Origin of the sequence: Streptomyces stelliscabiei, from assembly GCF_014873495.1 — a bacterium.
Taxonomy (GTDB): Bacteria; Actinomycetota; Actinomycetes; order Streptomycetales; family Streptomycetaceae; genus Streptomyces; species Streptomyces bottropensis.
Map to the genome: position 1 here is coordinate 3,903,181 of NZ_JADBGF010000001.1, position 15,009 is coordinate 3,918,189.

General features: G+C 72.5%; 11 protein-coding genes. 6 read left to right on the forward strand and 5 right to left on the reverse strand.

Going from position 1 to position 15,009, the window contains the following annotated elements:
* The first annotated feature begins 35 nt into the window (after positions 1-35).
* From H4687_RS17220 to H4687_RS17240, 5 genes are all read left to right on the forward strand, one after another.
* Complete coding sequence (locus tag H4687_RS17220; protein ID WP_046915534.1) at positions 36-1,361, forward strand: hypothetical protein; 1,326 nt, start codon at positions 36-38, stop codon at positions 1,359-1,361.
* Positions 1,358-4,003: a serine/threonine-protein kinase gene (locus H4687_RS17225; protein WP_046915533.1), complete on the forward strand. Its 2,646-nt coding sequence runs from the start codon at positions 1,358-1,360 to the stop codon at positions 4,001-4,003. Before H4687_RS17220 ends, H4687_RS17225 begins: the two co-directional genes overlap by 4 nt.
* A 3-nt stretch (positions 4,004-4,006) precedes the next feature.
* Entirely contained in the window at positions 4,007-5,323 is a 1,317-nt protein-coding gene (locus tag H4687_RS17230) for a PP2C family serine/threonine-protein phosphatase (RefSeq protein WP_046915532.1), read from the forward strand.
* A gap of 154 nt (positions 5,324-5,477) precedes the next feature.
* Entirely contained in the window at positions 5,478-6,827 is a 1,350-nt protein-coding gene (locus H4687_RS17235; protein ID WP_046915531.1) for a vWA domain-containing protein, read from the forward strand.
* A gap of 135 nt (positions 6,828-6,962) precedes the next feature.
* Complete coding sequence (locus tag H4687_RS17240) at positions 6,963-8,690, forward strand: FHA domain-containing protein (protein ID WP_078907146.1); 1,728 nt, start codon at positions 6,963-6,965, stop codon at positions 8,688-8,690.
* 107 nt (positions 8,691-8,797) lie between these two features.
* Here the strand turns inward: H4687_RS17240 and H4687_RS17245 are convergent, their stop codons facing one another.
* Positions 8,798-9,781, reverse strand: a complete 984-nt coding sequence (locus H4687_RS17245) for a methyltransferase domain-containing protein (RefSeq protein ID WP_046915529.1) — start codon at positions 9,779-9,781, stop codon at positions 8,798-8,800.
* 133 nt (positions 9,782-9,914) lie between these two features.
* Here H4687_RS17245 and H4687_RS17250 point away from each other — a divergent pair, with 133 nt between their 5' ends.
* A complete protein-coding gene (locus H4687_RS17250; protein ID WP_046915528.1) occupies positions 9,915-10,328 on the forward strand; it encodes a globin in 414 nt (137 codons plus the stop codon).
* 21 nt (positions 10,329-10,349) lie between these two features.
* On the opposite strand, the gene H4687_RS17255 is transcribed toward H4687_RS17250, so the two are convergent.
* From H4687_RS17255 to H4687_RS17270, 4 genes are all read right to left on the reverse strand, one after another.
* The gene (locus H4687_RS17255; protein WP_046915527.1) at positions 10,350-11,045 is read right to left on the reverse strand and encodes a hypothetical protein; all 696 of its coding nucleotides are present in this window, start codon (positions 11,043-11,045) and stop codon (positions 10,350-10,352) included.
* Positions 11,042-11,452 carry an acyl-CoA thioesterase gene (locus H4687_RS17260; protein WP_046915526.1) on the reverse strand — a complete coding sequence of 137 codons (411 nt, stop codon included), beginning with the start codon at positions 11,450-11,452 and terminating at the stop codon, positions 11,042-11,044. The genes H4687_RS17255 and H4687_RS17260 overlap by 4 nt, the downstream gene beginning before the upstream one ends.
* 6 nt (positions 11,453-11,458) lie before the next feature.
* Positions 11,459-13,123, reverse strand: coding sequence for an energy-dependent translational throttle protein EttA (ettA, locus tag H4687_RS17265; protein WP_078907145.1), 1,665 nt, complete (start codon positions 13,121-13,123; stop codon positions 11,459-11,461).
* Between the two features lie 279 nt (positions 13,124-13,402).
* Positions 13,403-14,836, reverse strand: coding sequence for a Cys-Gln thioester bond-forming surface protein (locus H4687_RS17270; RefSeq protein WP_167358619.1), 1,434 nt, complete (start codon positions 14,834-14,836; stop codon positions 13,403-13,405).
* Between the last annotated feature and the right edge of the window lie 173 nt (positions 14,837-15,009).

Consider the following 15,009-nt stretch of genomic DNA (forward strand, 5'->3'; position numbering starts at 1 on the left):
AACTGAGGGACACCGACAGCAGCGAGAGGTGATCGATGGGCGTCGCGGGATCCACCGGGCCGGTGATGGACCGGGACGAGGTGGACCGTGCGCTCGCGCGGCTCGGCGCGGAGCACGAGGCCATCGAGACCTCGCTGCTCGCCCTGCAGGACCACGCGGGCCGCAGGCTGCTCGAAGGCGCCGCGTTGACCGGCGTCACCCAGGAGCGCTGGACGGCCGCGGACGCGTCGATCACGCTGCTGTGGGCGTACTTCGACGCGTACTCGGACGCGCTGCGCTCCGCCCGGGAGATCCGCTCGCGGCGCCGCTGGTCGAGCCGTGAGGACCTGGTGGAGCTGACCGAACTGCTGCGCGGCGAGGCGGTGACGGTCGCGGGCAGTGCCACCGCGATGGCCAACGCGCCGACACTGCAGGGCACGAGCCGGCTCAGCGAGCAGTTCTCGCTGGTCACGCTCGTGGACCGGATGAACGATCTGTACGCGTCCTCGCTCGACATGGTCGTGGCCGCCGACGCGGTGTGGTCCGCGCTGCCCGCCCGGATCGATCTACTGGCCGCCGAGCTCCAGCGCACCCGCCAGCTCGCGCACTCCGTCGGGGTACGCCCCGGTGAGCACCCGGCCGGCGACGACCTGGAGCGGATCACCCGCACCCTGACCCGGCTCCGGGAGCAGGTCGTCTCCGACCCGCTGGCCTTCTGGGTCCCCTCGCCGGGCAGTTCGGCGCCCGGCGGCGGCCGCCCGGACACCACGACGTACGACCGCGAGGCACGGGCCCTGGACGACGTCCGGCGGGAGATCGACGCCGTGCTGACGGTCCGGCAGGACGCGGAGTCGCGGCTGGTGAAGCTGCGGGACGTGCTGAGCCGCGCGGACCGTACGCTCGCCGAGGCGCGCAGCGCGCGCGGTGAGGTGCTGGCGAAGATCGCCGCGAGCGAGGTGCCCGCGGTGAGCGGCCCGCCGACGGTGCTGCAAGAGCAGTTGGCGATGGCGGCCGAGTACCGCAGACACGCGCAGTGGCACCGGCTGTCGCCGCTGCTGGAGTCCCTGGAGCAGAAGGCGGACGACGAACTGCTGCGGGCCCGCGAGTCGTTGACGGCGGTCACCGCGCCGCTGGCGGTCCGCGCCGAGCTGCGCGGCCGGCTCGACGCGTACAAGGCGAAGGTCGCCCGGCACGGCTTCGCGGAGGACGCGCTGCTGGTCGAGCGGTACGACGCGGCGCGGCGCATGCTGTGGAGCGCCCCCTGCGACCTGCGGGTGGCCGAGACGGCGGTGCTGCGCTACCAGCACGCGGCCGCCGAGGTGCTGAGCCCGTCGGTGCCGGCGCAGGGGGCGCCCCAGGACCGGAGGGAGGAGGAATCGTGAGTCAGACGGAGGAGAGCCCGGCGGGCGAGGTCCCCGCGGGAGAGGCCCCGGCGGGCGAAGAGGCTCCGCAGCAGTCGTGCCAGCGGCCCGGCTGCTCGGGATCGTACGAGGACATGGGCGGCGGTGAGCTGTACTGCGACACGTGCGGGCTGGCCCCGGTCGTCTCCGCGAGCGGCATGGTCAACTCCCCGCCCACCGGCATCACCGGGGGCGGCAGGGGTTCTCGCGGCTCCGGTTCCAGCAGTGCGCGCTCCTCGCGCACCTCCGCGCGCTCCTCGCAGTCCCGGCGCTCGGTGTCCGGGCGGCTCTCGCGCGCCCTGTCGGGCAGGACCACGGGCCGCTCGGTGTCGGTGCGCAGCTCCGGCAAGACCGCCGGCTCCTCGGGCCGGGCCCGCCTCGGCGTCGGTCTCGTCCAGGTCCCGGACGTGCCGCGCCCGGACCCGCGTTCGATGGTCCTGGAGACCGCCGAGGTGCCCGAGCGGAAGCGGTTCTGCTCGCGCTCCGACTGCGGGGCGCCGGTCGGCCGGGCGCGCGGTGAGCGGCCGGGTCGCACGGAGGGCTTCTGCACCAAGTGCGGCCACCCGTACTCGTTCGTGCCGAAGCTGCACTCGGGCGACATCGTGCGCGGCCAGTACGAGGTCGTGGGCTGTCTCGCGCACGGCGGTCTGGGCTGGATCTACCTGGCCATCGACCGCGCGGTGTCGGACCGCTGGGTCGTGCTGAAGGGCCTGCTCGACACCGGCGACCAGGACGCGATGGCCGCCGCGATCTCCGAGCGCCGCTTCCTCGCCGAGATCGAGCACTCCAACATCGTCCGCATCTACAACTTCGTCGAGCACCTCGACCAGCGCACCGGTTCGCTGGACGGGTACATCGTCATGGAGTACGTCGGCGGCAAGTCCCTCAAGGAGATCGCCAACGACCGCCGCACGGCGGACGGGCGCCGGGACCCGCTGCCGGTCGAGCAGGCGTGCGCGTACGGCATCGAGGCCCTGGAGGCGCTCGGTCACCTCCACAGCCGCAACCTGCTGTACTGCGACTTCAAGGTCGACAACGCGATCCAGACCGAGGACCAGCTCAAGCTGATCGACATGGGCGCGGTGCGCAGGATGGACGACGACGAGTCCGCCATCTACGGCACGGTCGGCTACCAGGCGCCCGAGGTCGCCGACGTGGGCCCGTCGGTGGCCTCCGACCTGTACACGGTCGCCCGGACGCTCGCGGTCCTCACCTTCGACTTCCAGGGCTACACGAACGTCTTCGTGGACTCCCTGCCCGACCCCGACACCATCGAGGTCTTCCGCCAGTACGAGTCCTTCTACCGGCTGCTGGTCCGGGCCACCGACCCCGACCCGGCGCGTCGCTTCGCCTCCGCGCAGGAGATGGCGGAGCAGCTGACGGGCGTGCTGCGGGAGGTCGTCTCCCTCCAGACGGGCCGGGCCCGCCCCGCCCTGTCGACGATCTTCGGCCCCGAGGTGCGGGTGACGGACACGGAACTGTTCGCGAAGCTCGACGGGGACGTGTCCCGGCTGGGGAGGCGCCGCGACAAGGCGAGCACGAGGAACGGAAGTTCGCCTTCCGTCGGAAGTTCACCTTCCGCCCCGCCCGCGCTGCTGACCGCCGGTGCCGCCGTCCCCGCCCGGCTCACCCGGGCGCTCGACACCGCCGCCGCGGCCCTGGCGCTGCCGGTCCCCCGGGTCGACGCCGGGGACCCGAACGCCGGGTTCCTGGCGGGGCTCATGACCTCCGCGCCGACCGAGCTGATCACGGCGCTGCACGCGGCCCCCAGCGGCTCACTGGAGCTGCGGCTGCGCGAACTGCGGGCCCGGCTGGAGATGGGCGAGTTCACCATCGCGCTGGCCACCCTGGACGCCCTGGAGCGGGACCACCCCGACGACTGGCGGGTGGTCTGGTACCGGGGCGTGGCCGCGCTCGCCACCGGCGACCACGAGAACGCCGCGCTGTCCTTCGACGCGATCTACGACGCCTTCCCCGGCGAACCGGCCCCCAAGCTGGCCCTCGGCCTGTGCGCCGAGGTGCTGGGGCAGCTGGACAACGCCGCCGAGTACTACCGCCTGGTGTGGACGACCGACCCCAGCTTCGTCAGCAGCGCGTTCGGGCTCGCCCGGGTGCGGCTGACCGCCGGGGACCGGCAGAACGCCGTCCACACCCTGGAGTCCGTGCCGGAGGCGTCCATCCACTACACCGCCGCCCGGGTCGCCGCCGTACGGGCGCGGCTCAGACATCGCCCGGAGGCGACGCTCGGAGCAGTGTCGGCTCCGCCCCCTGCCGGGGCCGCCGGGAACGCCGAAGCCGCGCCGGACGTTCCGTTCCTGGACGACCTGACCGCGGCCGCCGGGCAGATCGAGGCGCTCGGCGGGTACGGTCTGGACGCGGTGCGCCGCGAGCAGTTGTCCACAGAGGTCCTTGGCTGCGCCCTGGACTGGGTACTCTCCGGGAGCCAGGGTGCCGCGCCCCCGGCCGGTGAGCGGATGCTGCTCGGCAGCGCGCTGGACGAGCGCGGCCTCCGCTTCGGACTGGAGCGGTCGTACCGCACTTTGGCCCGGCTCGCCCCAGGCGGCGAGGAGAGGATCGACCTGGTGGAACGTGCCAATCGTTACCGCCCCCGGACGTGGGTGTAGTTGATGTCGCAGATGCCCCAGCCGACCGCGCTGACGAAGTGCCCGATCTGCGAGTGGCCCCTCGCTTCGGACGACCGCTTCTGCGGTGCGTGCGGCCATGACCTCTCGGCGGTGCCCGCACCGCCGGAGGACCATCCCACCCTCACCATGAACGGGACGGCGGGCGACGGTCCCGACGCGGCCTCGTCCGTGGACTGGCCGCTCGCCTCCCCGCCCAGCTCCGACACCCCGCCGCCGGTGGTCCGCCCCACCGACATCCCGGGCACCGACTCCGGCGGCGGCGAACTGCCCGGTGCGGGGCGGGGCGTACGGTTCGACCGGCCCCGCGAGCCCGACGAGTACCCGCTGGCCGCGCCCCAGCCGCCGGATCCGCGCACCGGCGACCTCGCCACCCCGCCGGCCGGTACGAAGGTGTGCGTGGCCTGCCGCGCGGGCCACGTCGACCGGGACGGCTACTGCGAGAACTGCGGGCACGCGCAGCCGCGCGAACGCGACCACATGGAACTGGAGCTGGGCGCGGTCGCCGCGGTCAGCGACCGGGGTCTGCGCCACCACCGCAACGAGGACTCGTTCGCGATCTCCTCGACCGCCCTGCCCGACGGCTCCCCCGCGGTCGTCGCGATCGTCTGCGACGGCGTGTCCTCCGCGACCCGCCCCGACGACGCCTCGCTCGCCGCGGCCCGCGCCGCCAACGAGACGGTGCTGGAGTCGCTGCCGCGCGGCACCCACCCGCAGCAGGCGATGCACGACGCGATCGTCGCCGCCGCGAGCGCCGTCAACGCCCTGGCGGAGGAGCCGGAGACGGCCCAGGAGCACGCCCCGCACCAGAACGCCCCGGCGTGCACCATCGTCGGCTCCGTGATCACCCCGACCCTGCTCGTCGTCGGCTGGGTCGGCGACAGCCGCGCCTACTGGGTCCCGGTGGACCGCAGCGCGCCCCCGGCCCGGCTCACCGAGGACGACTCGTGGGCGGCGCAGATGGTGTCCGCGGGACTGATGAACGAGGCCGAGGCGTACGCCGACGAGCGCGCCCACGCGATCACCGGCTGGCTCGGCGCGGACGCGTACGAACTGGAGCCGCACACCGCTTCCTTCAAACCGGACCGGCCGGGTGTAGTGGTGGTGTGCACCGACGGACTGTGGAACTACGCGGAGGCCGCCGAGGAGATGGCCGAGGCCGTGCCCCTGGACGCGGCCGAGCGGCCGTTGCACTGCGCGCAGGTGCTGGTCGGCCGGGCCCTCGACGGCGGGGGCCACGACAACGTAACAGTGGCCGTCCTGCCGTTCCCGGCCCCGCCTCAGGGGGCAGGATCGGCCTGAGGGTGCTCGCGGGCGGGATGTTCGCGGGCGCCTCGGCGGCCGGACGGGAAAGGGCCGACGGACCGGAGGGGACCGGTCCGGGACAGGCACGCACAGTCATCACCCCACGGGCTGTGGGGCCAACAGTGGTGCTGCTAGGGGGATCAGAGTAGGCATGGCCAAATTCTCGAAGTCGAACGTGCCGCAGTTCTCGGTCGAGGTGTACCAGAACGAGTACCTGCCCGAGGGCGGCCGTGAGGTCAACGCCATCGTGACGGTCAGCGCGACCGGCGGCGGCACCATCGGCAGCGCGGTCGCCGCGCCGCACCTGTACTCGCCGGGCCAGGGCCCGTCCGCCGCCGTGGCGCTCATGGTCGACTGCTCGGGGTCGATGGACTACCCGCCGACCAAGATGCGCAACGCGAGGGACGCCACCGCCGCCGCGATCGACACCCTGCGCGACGGCGTCCACTTCGCGGTGATCGACGGCACCCATGTGGCCCGGGAGGTCTATCCCGGCGGCGGCCGGCTCGCGGTCGCCGACTCCGCCACCCGGGACCAGGCCAAGCAGGCGCTGCGCCGACTCAGCGCGGGCGGCGGCACCGCCATCGGCACCTGGCTGAAGCTCGCGGACCGGCTGCTCGCCTCGGCGGACGTCGCCATCCGTCACGGCATCCTGCTGACCGACGGCCGTAACGAGCACGAGTCGCCGGAGGACCTCAAGGCCGCGCTGGAGGCCTGTTCCGGGCGGTTCACGTGTGACGCGCGTGGAGTGGGCACCGACTGGGAGGTCAGGGAGGTCACCCAGATCGCCTCCGCGCTCCTCGGCACCGCCGACATCGTCGCCGACCCCGCCGCCCTCTCCGCCGACTTCACGCAGATGATGGAGACGGCCATGGGCAAGGAGGTCGCGGACGTCGCCCTGCGGCTGTGGACCCCGGTCGGCACCCAGATCAAGTTCGTGAAGCAAGTGGCGCCCACCGTCGTGGAGTTGACCGACCGTCGCACCGAGGCCGGGCCGCGCGCCGGCGACTACCCGACCGGTTCGTGGGGGGACGAGTCCCGCGACTACCACGTGTGCGTCGAGGTCCCGGCCGCGTCCCTCGGCCAGGAGATGCTGGCCGCCCGCGTCTCCCTGGTCATCCCCCAGCCCGACGGAGGAACCGCGCAGAACCTCGGCGCCCAGGGTCTGGTGAAGGCCGTGTGGACCGACGACATGGTCGCGTCCACGTCGATCAACCCCCAGGTCGCGCACTACACAGGTCAGGCCGAACTGGCACAGGTCATCCAACAAGGGCTGGACGCTCGCAAATCCGGCGATTTCGACGGAGCGACGGCCAAGCTGGGACGGGCCGTACAGCTCGCCAGCGCGTCGGGGAACGCGGATACTGCGAAACTGCTTGCGAAGGTGGTGGACGTGGTCGATGCGGCGACAGGTACTGTGCGACTGAAGGCGAAGGTCACGGAGGCCGACGAGATGACTCTCGAAACGCGGTCGACAAAGACTGTTCGTGTAAAGAAGTAGGTAGAAACAACCCGAAGCATCGCCGCGCGTCAGCCTGGCTTCCCCACCGGGAATCCGGACAGAACCGGCCACACCGGCCCGTCGTGGCCACAGGAACCGGCCGCGAGGTCGGAAAGGAGAGGGGGAAGCGCCGACATGCCGACCTGCCCGAACGGACACCAGTCGGGTTCCGACGACTGGTGCGAGGTCTGCGGTCACCGTATGGCCGGTGCCGTACCCCCGCCGCCACCACCGCCGCCCCCGGGCGCCGGTTACGGATACCCGCCGCCCGGCTCCCCTCCGCCGCCTCCGGGCGCGGGCGGTCCGGGCCCCGGGGGCCCGGGGGGTCCCGGTGGACGCCCGCACCTCGCCGCCCAGCCGGAACTCTGCCCGCAGTGCCGCACCCCCCGCGAGGGCGGCGCGCCCTTCTGCGAGGAGTGCCGGTGGAACTTCCTGACCAACACCGCGACGACGTACACCCCGGCCGCGCCCCGGCCGTCGGCACCCGGCCCCGGCGCGGGTCCGGGCGGTCCCGGCCCCGGTCCCGGTCAGGGCCCCGGAGGCGGCCCCGGTCAGGGCCCCGGAGGCGGTCAGGGCCCCGGCGGGAACCCGGCGCTCCGGTTCCAGCAGCAGCAACCGCCTCCGCCGTCCTACGGCGGCGGTGACGGGTACGACTACCAGAGCTCCCGGCCCTCGCAGATGAACCGCCCCGCCGAGCCGATCCCGCCGGGACCCCAGTTCGGCGGCGATCCGTCCGGTCCGGGCGGACCCGGCGGTCAGGGCGGAAACGGTGGGTACGGCGGGCCCGGTGGGCCTGGTGGCCCCGGCGGCCCCGGCCGTCAGGGGGGTCCCGGTGGACCTGGTGGCCCGTCGGGGCCGGGGGGTTCCTCCGGGTTCGGTGGCGGGCCCGGAGGGCAGCCCGGCCAGCCCGGTCCGGGGCAGTCGGGTCGGCCCGGCCAGCCCGGCCAGCCCGGTCCGTCCGCGTTCGGCCAGGATCCCTCACGACCTGGGCCCTCTGCCTTCGGCGGTGACCCCTCACGCCCCGGCCCCTCGGGCTTCGGCGGCGATCCCTCCCGACCGGTTCCGCCTCCGCCCGGCCCTACGCCGGGTGGACCTGGCGGGCCCGGCGGCCCCGGCTTCCCCGGTGGTCAGGGTCCCGGTGGTCAGGGTCCCGACGGTCGGGGCCCCGGCGGGGGCCAGCAGGCGTTCCAGCAGGCCGGGACGTCGGCCCCGCCCGCCTTCCCGCAGGAGACCCGCCGACCGCAGCCCGGCGGCCCCGGCCAGGGCCCCGGTGGCGGCCCCGCCTTCGGTGCCGATGACGACTGGGTGATCTCCCCGCCGTCGACCGGCCCCGGTGGACACGGTGGGCCCGCCGGTCCCGGTGGACACGGTGGTGCGGGCGCCCGCCCCGGTGGCTACGGCTACCCGCAGCCCGGTGCCACCCAGGCCCCGCCCGGCCCCGCGTACCAGCAGGCGCCGACGTCCTGGAGCGCCACCATCGGCCCGGACCGCGACTACTTCATGGCGATGATGCAGCGCTCGGGCCCCGAGGCGGCGGGCCTGAACCTGCCCGCCTACTCCCCGGAGCAGCGGCGCGCCCTCACCGGCAACCAGATCACCATCGGGCGCCGTCGCCACTCCACCGGTGACGTCCCGGACATCGATCTGTCGGTGCCGCCGGAGGACCCGGGCGTCTCCCACCAGCACGCGGTGCTGGTGCAGCAGCCGGACGGCGGCTGGGCCGTGGTCGACCAGAACTCCACCAACGGAACCACCGTCAACGGTTCCGAGGAGCCCATCCAGCCGTTCGTCCCGATCCCCCTCCAGGACGGGGACCGGGTACACGTGGGCGCGTGGACGACGATCACCATCCGCCGGGGCTGACCCGCCCCACCAGCGAGAGGTCAGGGCCGGCCGAGCGGCTTCGGCCGGCCCTGACCCTTCTCTCGGGCCCCTCTCTCGGGCTCCGGATCGCGCCGGGGGCCGCGTCCTCAGTCCGGGAGCGGCCAGGCGTACGGCCCTTCCGGGTCGTCCAGCCAGGCCCAGGCGTGGTCGCCGCGGACCGTGATGCCGTAGCGCTCACGCGAGGGCATGCCCTCGCGCTGCCACAGGGCGAGGGCCTCGTGCGGGTCGAGGCTCCCCGCCGTCAGGGCGAGCAGGAACCGGAACAGCTCGTCGTCCCTGGCGCGGCTCGGCAGCCCGCCGAGGTGCGGATGCATCGCCTCCGGCTCACTGCCCCCACGCAGCGGTACGAAGTACGCAGACGTGTGCAGGAAGCGCCCCTCGGCCTGCTCCGCGTCCTCGACCCGCAGCCGTACCAGCCCCGTGGCCAGGGGTGTCAGGATGCGTGCGCCGGGGGTGCACTGGGCGAGCCAGGCGCGCGGGATCGAGGGCAGGGTGCAGGTCGCGACGATCCGGTCGTACGGCGCCCGCTCGGGCACCCCGCGCGCCCCGTCCGCGGTGACGACGGTCGGGTGGTAGCCGGCGGCGTCCAGATGTCTGCGCGCCGCCTCGGTGATGTCCGCGTCCAGATCGACGGTCGTGACGAGGTCGTCCCCCAGTCGGTGCGCGAGCAGGGCGGCGTTGTACCCGGTGCCGGCACCGATCTCCAGCACCCGGTCGCCGTCCTCCACCTCCAGCTCGGCGAGCATCTTCGCCATCAGCGAGGGCTGACTGCTGGAGGAGATCAGCCGCCCGTCGCGCAGCCGCGTGGCGAGCGGGGCGTCGGCGTACGCGCCGCGCACCCAGCGGTCGCGCCGCCGCGGGTCGCGCTCCTCGCCCCACAGCCGCTCGAAGCCGCCCCTGGCGCTCACGTAGTAGTAGGGCACGAACAGGTGCCGGGGGACGCTCTCGAAGGCCTTGCGCCACACCGGGTCGGCGTCCCACGCTCCACTGGCCTCGATCTCGCGCACCAGCGCCGACCGGGACTCGGCGGCGAGACGCTCCAGGTCGTGGTCCACAGCGCGCGTGCCCATACCTCCACTGTGCGGCCGGACGCCCCCGGAGGCGAGTACCACGCCGCACCGGTCCGGAATCGACCGGCCCGTGCTCCCGGTCCGCCGTGGGATGGTCCTAAGCCTCCAGTCCTCCTCCCACGCGTCTGAGACCATGGGTGACGTGAACGAGATTCGGCGCGGCACGCTGCAGGAGCAGACCTTCTACGAGCAGGTCGGTGGCGAGGAGACCTTCCGGCGCCTGGTGCGCCGTTTCTACGAGGGCGTCGCCGAGGATCCGATCCTGCGCCCCATGTACCCCGAGGAGGACCTGGGCCCGGCCGAGGACCGCTTCGCCCTCTTCCTGATCCAGTACTGGGGCGGCCCCACCACGTACAGCGAGAACCGCGGGCATCCCCGGCTGCGCATGCGTCACGCCCCCTTCACCGTCGACCGCGCCGCCCACGACGCCTGGCTGAAGCACATGCGCGACGCCGTCGACGAACTGTCGCTCTCCGAGGAGCACGAGCGCATCCTGTGGAACTACCTGACGTACGCCGCCGCCTCGATGGTGAACGCCCCGGGCTGAGCCGGCCGCGCCGGCGCGGGGTCAGCGGACGCTGACGTCGAACGCCCCGAGTCCCGCCCTGCGCACGGCGATCGACCCGTACGGGGTGCGCAGCCGCAGCCACGCGCCCGACGAGAACAGTCCCGGCGTCGCCTGCTCGGGCGCGCCGGGCGTCGTCCGTGCGGTGCGCAGGAAGCCGAGCGACTGGGCCGCGTGCACGGCACGCACCGGCAGAGGGGTGTCCCCGACCGTCCGGGACCAGATCTCCCGCCCGATCCGGTCGAGTTCGGCCCGTGTACGCCGCTCGGGCGCCAGCTCCTCGGTGCGGGAGCGGAATTCGCGTACGGCCGTGGAGACCATCGCCCGCAACGCGTCCGGCGCGGGCAGCCCCGCCTCCGGCCGCCAGCCACCACGCGGGGGGAGCACCCCGGCCCACGGAGGCCCGGTCACCGCCTCCGGGACGACCGCCGTGCCCGCGGACTCGTCGACGGACTCCAGGAGCTCACCGGCCGACACGGTCACGTCGAGCGTGACGTCGAGCCCGTTCTCGTAGGGCTTGGCCAGGCGCGCGGAGCGGATGGCCAGGACCTCGAAGGACGGAGGCCGGCCGAAGACGGCCAGCGCGGTGCCCGCCACCTGGAGGCGCACAGCGGCCCCACGGTCGTAGTGGAGCAGCCGGGAGAGGAAGGCCGCGAGATCCGCCGCCTCCCCCTCGTCGGCGAGGTGGAGCACCGTCATGCGGCGACGGCCCTCTCCTCGTCGTCCCTGTACTCCTCCAGGAACTCGCGTTCCTCGGCGGTGATCCGGCGGGGCCGCTGGGTCGCGAAGTCGAACGGCACTATCACCGTCGAGGCCCGGACGTAGACCTGCTCGGGGTCCTTGACCTCGTAGGTGATCGTGAACGACGCCGCTCGTATCTCCGTGATCCACAGCTCGATGTCCACCGGCCTGTGCCGGTGCACGAGCTGTCGCTTGTAGTCGATCTCGTGGCGCGCCACCACGGACCCCTGCTTGAAGTCCTTCTCCGGGCGGAACAAGAAGTCGATACGGGCTTCCTCCAGGTAGCGGAGGAAGACCACGTTGTTGACGTGGCCGTACGCGTCCATGTCCGCCCAGCGCAGTGGGCAGCGGTAGATGTGCCGCAAGATCGATCAGCCCCGGGTCAGCTTCTTGTAGGTGGCGCGGTGCGGACGGGTGGCGTCGGCGCCGAGCCGCTCGATCTTGTTCTTCTCGTACGACTCGAAGTTGCCCTCGAACCAGAACCACTTGGACTCGCCCTCGTAGGCGAGGATGTGCGTCGCCACCCGGTCCAGGAACCAGCGGTCGTGGGAGATGACCACCGCGGCGCCCGGGAACTCCAGGAGCGCGTTCTCCAGCGACGACAGGGTCTCGACGTCGAGGTCGTTGGTCGGCTCGTCGAGGAGGAGCAGGTTGCCGCCGAGCTTCAGGGTGAGCGCCAGGTTGAGGCGGTTGCGCTCACCACCGGAGAGGACCCCGGCCGGCTTCTGCTGGTCCGGGCCCTTGAAGCCGAACGCGGAGACGTAGGCGCGGGAGGGCATCTCGACCTGGCCGACGTTGATGTAGTCCAGCTCGTCGGAGACGACGGCCCACAGCGTCTTCTTGGGGTCGATGTTCTCGCGGCTCTGGTCGACGTAGGAGATCTTGACGGTCTCGCCGACCTTGATCGAACCGGAGTCGGGCTCCTCCAGACCCTGGATCATCTTGAAGAGGGTCGTCTTGCCGGCGCCGTTCGGGCCGATGACGCCCACGATGCCGTTGCGCGGCAGCGTGAAGGAGAGGTTGTCGATCAGGACCTTGTCGCCGAAGGCCTTGCTCAGGTTCTCGACCTCGACGACCACACTGCCCAGGCGCGGGCCCGGCGGGATCTGGATCTCCTCGAAGTCCAGCTTCCGCATCTTGTCGGCCTCGGCCGCCATCTCCTCGTAACGGGCGAGACGGGCCTTGGACTTGGCCTGGCGGCCCTTGGCGTTGGAGCGGACCCACTCCAGTTCTTCCTTGAGCCGCTTGGCGCGCTTGGCGTCCTTCTGGCCCTCTACCTTGAGACGGGTCTGCTTGGTCTCCAGGTAGGTGGAGTAGTTGCCCTCGTAGCCGATCGCGCGGCCGCGGTCCAGCTCCAGGATCCAGCCCGCGACGTTGTCGAGGAAGTACCGGTCGTGGGTGACGGCGACGACGGTGCCGGGGTACTTCGCGAGGTGCTGCTCCAGCCACTGCACGGACTCGGCGTCCAAGTGGTTGGTGGGCTCGTCGAGGAGCAGCAGGTCGGGGGCTTCGAGCAGCAGCTTGCACAGCGCGACGCGGCGGCGCTCACCACCGGAGAGGTTGGTGACGGGCCAGTCGCCGGGCGGGCAGCCCAGCGCGTCCATGGCCTGCTCCAGCTGGGTGTCCAGGTCCCAGGCATTGGCGTGGTCCAGGTCCTCCTGGAGCTTGCCCATCTCGTCGAGGAGCGCGTCCGAGTAGTCGGTCGCCATGAGCTCCGCGACCTCGTTGAAGCGGTGGAGCTTGCCCATGATCTCGGCAGCGCCGTCCTGCACGTTCTGCAGGACCGTCTTCGACTCGTCCAGCGGCGGCTCCTGCAGGAGCATGCCGACGGTGTAGCCGGGCGACAGGAACGCGTCACCGTTGGAGGGCTGCTCGAGACCCGCCATGATCTTGAGAACGGTGGACTTACCGGCACCGTTCGGACCGACCACACCGATCTTCGCGCCGGGCAGGAAGCTCAGCGTGACGTCGTCAAGGATCACCTTGTCGCCGTGCGCCTTGCGTGTCTTGCGCATCGTGTAGATGTACTCAGCCAAGAGAAACCGTCCGGCAACTTGAAATCTGGCAGTGGGCAGTACCACCCATCTTGCCGCACGGCCAGCCCTCGACGGAAACCGGATGGTGAAGCCCCCCGGACGAACGACGCGGCCCCGGCGCCTTGGGGGCGTACCGGGGCCGCATCGCACGCGTGCGTGATCGCGCGGTCACTCACTGTTGAGTTGCCAAGGAGCACTTTCTCTCAGGGGGTCGTCCAGGGGTTCCGCTCACTGGCTCCGCCACGGGCTCCGCTCACGGGTTCAGCTCGGGGATTCCGCTCAGGGATTCCGCTTGCGGAGGAGGATCATCACCGCGCCGCCGATCACGACCAGTCCGATGGCGAGGCCCCCGATCACCGGGGTGGCGCCGGAGCTGCCGGTCTCGGCGAGGTCGGTGGCGGTGTCGGCGGCCTCGCCGCCGCCCACCGTCGCCGGGCTCGGCTCGCTCAGCGTCTGGACCGATTCCCCGTCCGCGCCGGCCGCGGTCTCCGTCCTGCAGTCCAGCACGCCCCGGAACTGCTTCGCGAGGCCGTTCGGCCCCTCGATCGTGAAGTCGTACGCCTGGTCCTCCTGCAAGGGGATCGTCACCGTGCGGGTCTCGCCCGCCTCGATGGTGTAGGTGATCCCCATCAGCTCGAAGGTGAAGGGCTCGTCGCCCTGGTTGGCGGCGGTGAGGTCCAGGCCGCCCGCGGCGCAGTTCTTCTCGGCGGACAGCGCCGGTATCGCGCCCTTCCCGGCCCAGTGCGCGGTCGCCGTCGCGGAGACCGTCGACTCGCTGGAGCCCGCGAGGATCTGGGTCTGGCTGCGGGTCTCGGAGGCGAAGGCGCGGCCGACCGGCACGGTGGTCGAGGCCTCCACGGTCAGCTCGGCCGAGCCGGCCGCGGCCTTCTCGGGCACCTCGAAGTACAGCTCGCCGCCGTCCCCGGCCGAGGTGACGGCCTCGCCCTTCGCGTCGACGACCCGCACGCCGTCCGCCGTCGCGTCCGAGGGCGGGGTCACGGTCACGGCGTCCGCGGTGGTGTGCACCGTGACGGGGCCGAGCCGCTCGCCGGGCCGGCCGGAGACCGCCGAGGTGTCGAGGGTCAGGGAGGCGGTCGGTTCCGCCAGGTTCCGCGCGCTCTTCTCCAGGTAGTCCGCGAGCTTCTCCGCCTCCGGGTCCAGGGCCGTCACCTCGGCCCCGTCCGAGTACCGCCAGATCGCGACCTGCGTGCCGGTCGCCGCGTCCTCCTCGGTGAGGCCCTTGGCCCCGGTCTTGCCGGCGAGCGCCGCGAGGTCGTTCACCTGCGGGTAGGAGTTCTGCAGGATCCAGCGGATCTTGCCCGCTTGCTCGTTGGCACCGAGGGAGGTGCCGCTCCAGGGGGTCTCCCGGTACTCGGCGTCCTTCTGCGTCGGGTTCTGGACGTCGACGCAGTAGGTCTGCAGGGTGCCACCGCCGTCGACGAACATCTCGAACAGCCCTGCGGGCAGCTGCTGTTCCTGGCCGTCCTCGGTCCGGAGCACGGCGGTGCCGTACGTCTTGAGGCCACCTATGGTCGCGGTCGCCCCGCCCGAACTCGGCGCCGTGTCGTCGGCGGCGGCCGAGCCCGCCGAGACGACCGCGCCCGCGACGACGAGGCCGGACGCGAGTGACACGGCGGCGAGGCGGGCAGCCCCTCGCCTGCGCGCGGCCCACCCGGACCACCCGGAGAACGACGCCGAGAACGAAGAAAGCACAGAATTTCCCTTCGAGCAGGACCCGTTGACGTGGGGGGTTGTGGTCCCACCAGCAGAATCAGAAGCCCCGTGAGCTATGCCCGGCATCCTAGGGACGAGGCGCACCACTCTTCCCAGTCGTATCGTCGGACAACCGATCCGAATCGGAATCGTTATCGCTTGCACCGCTCGTG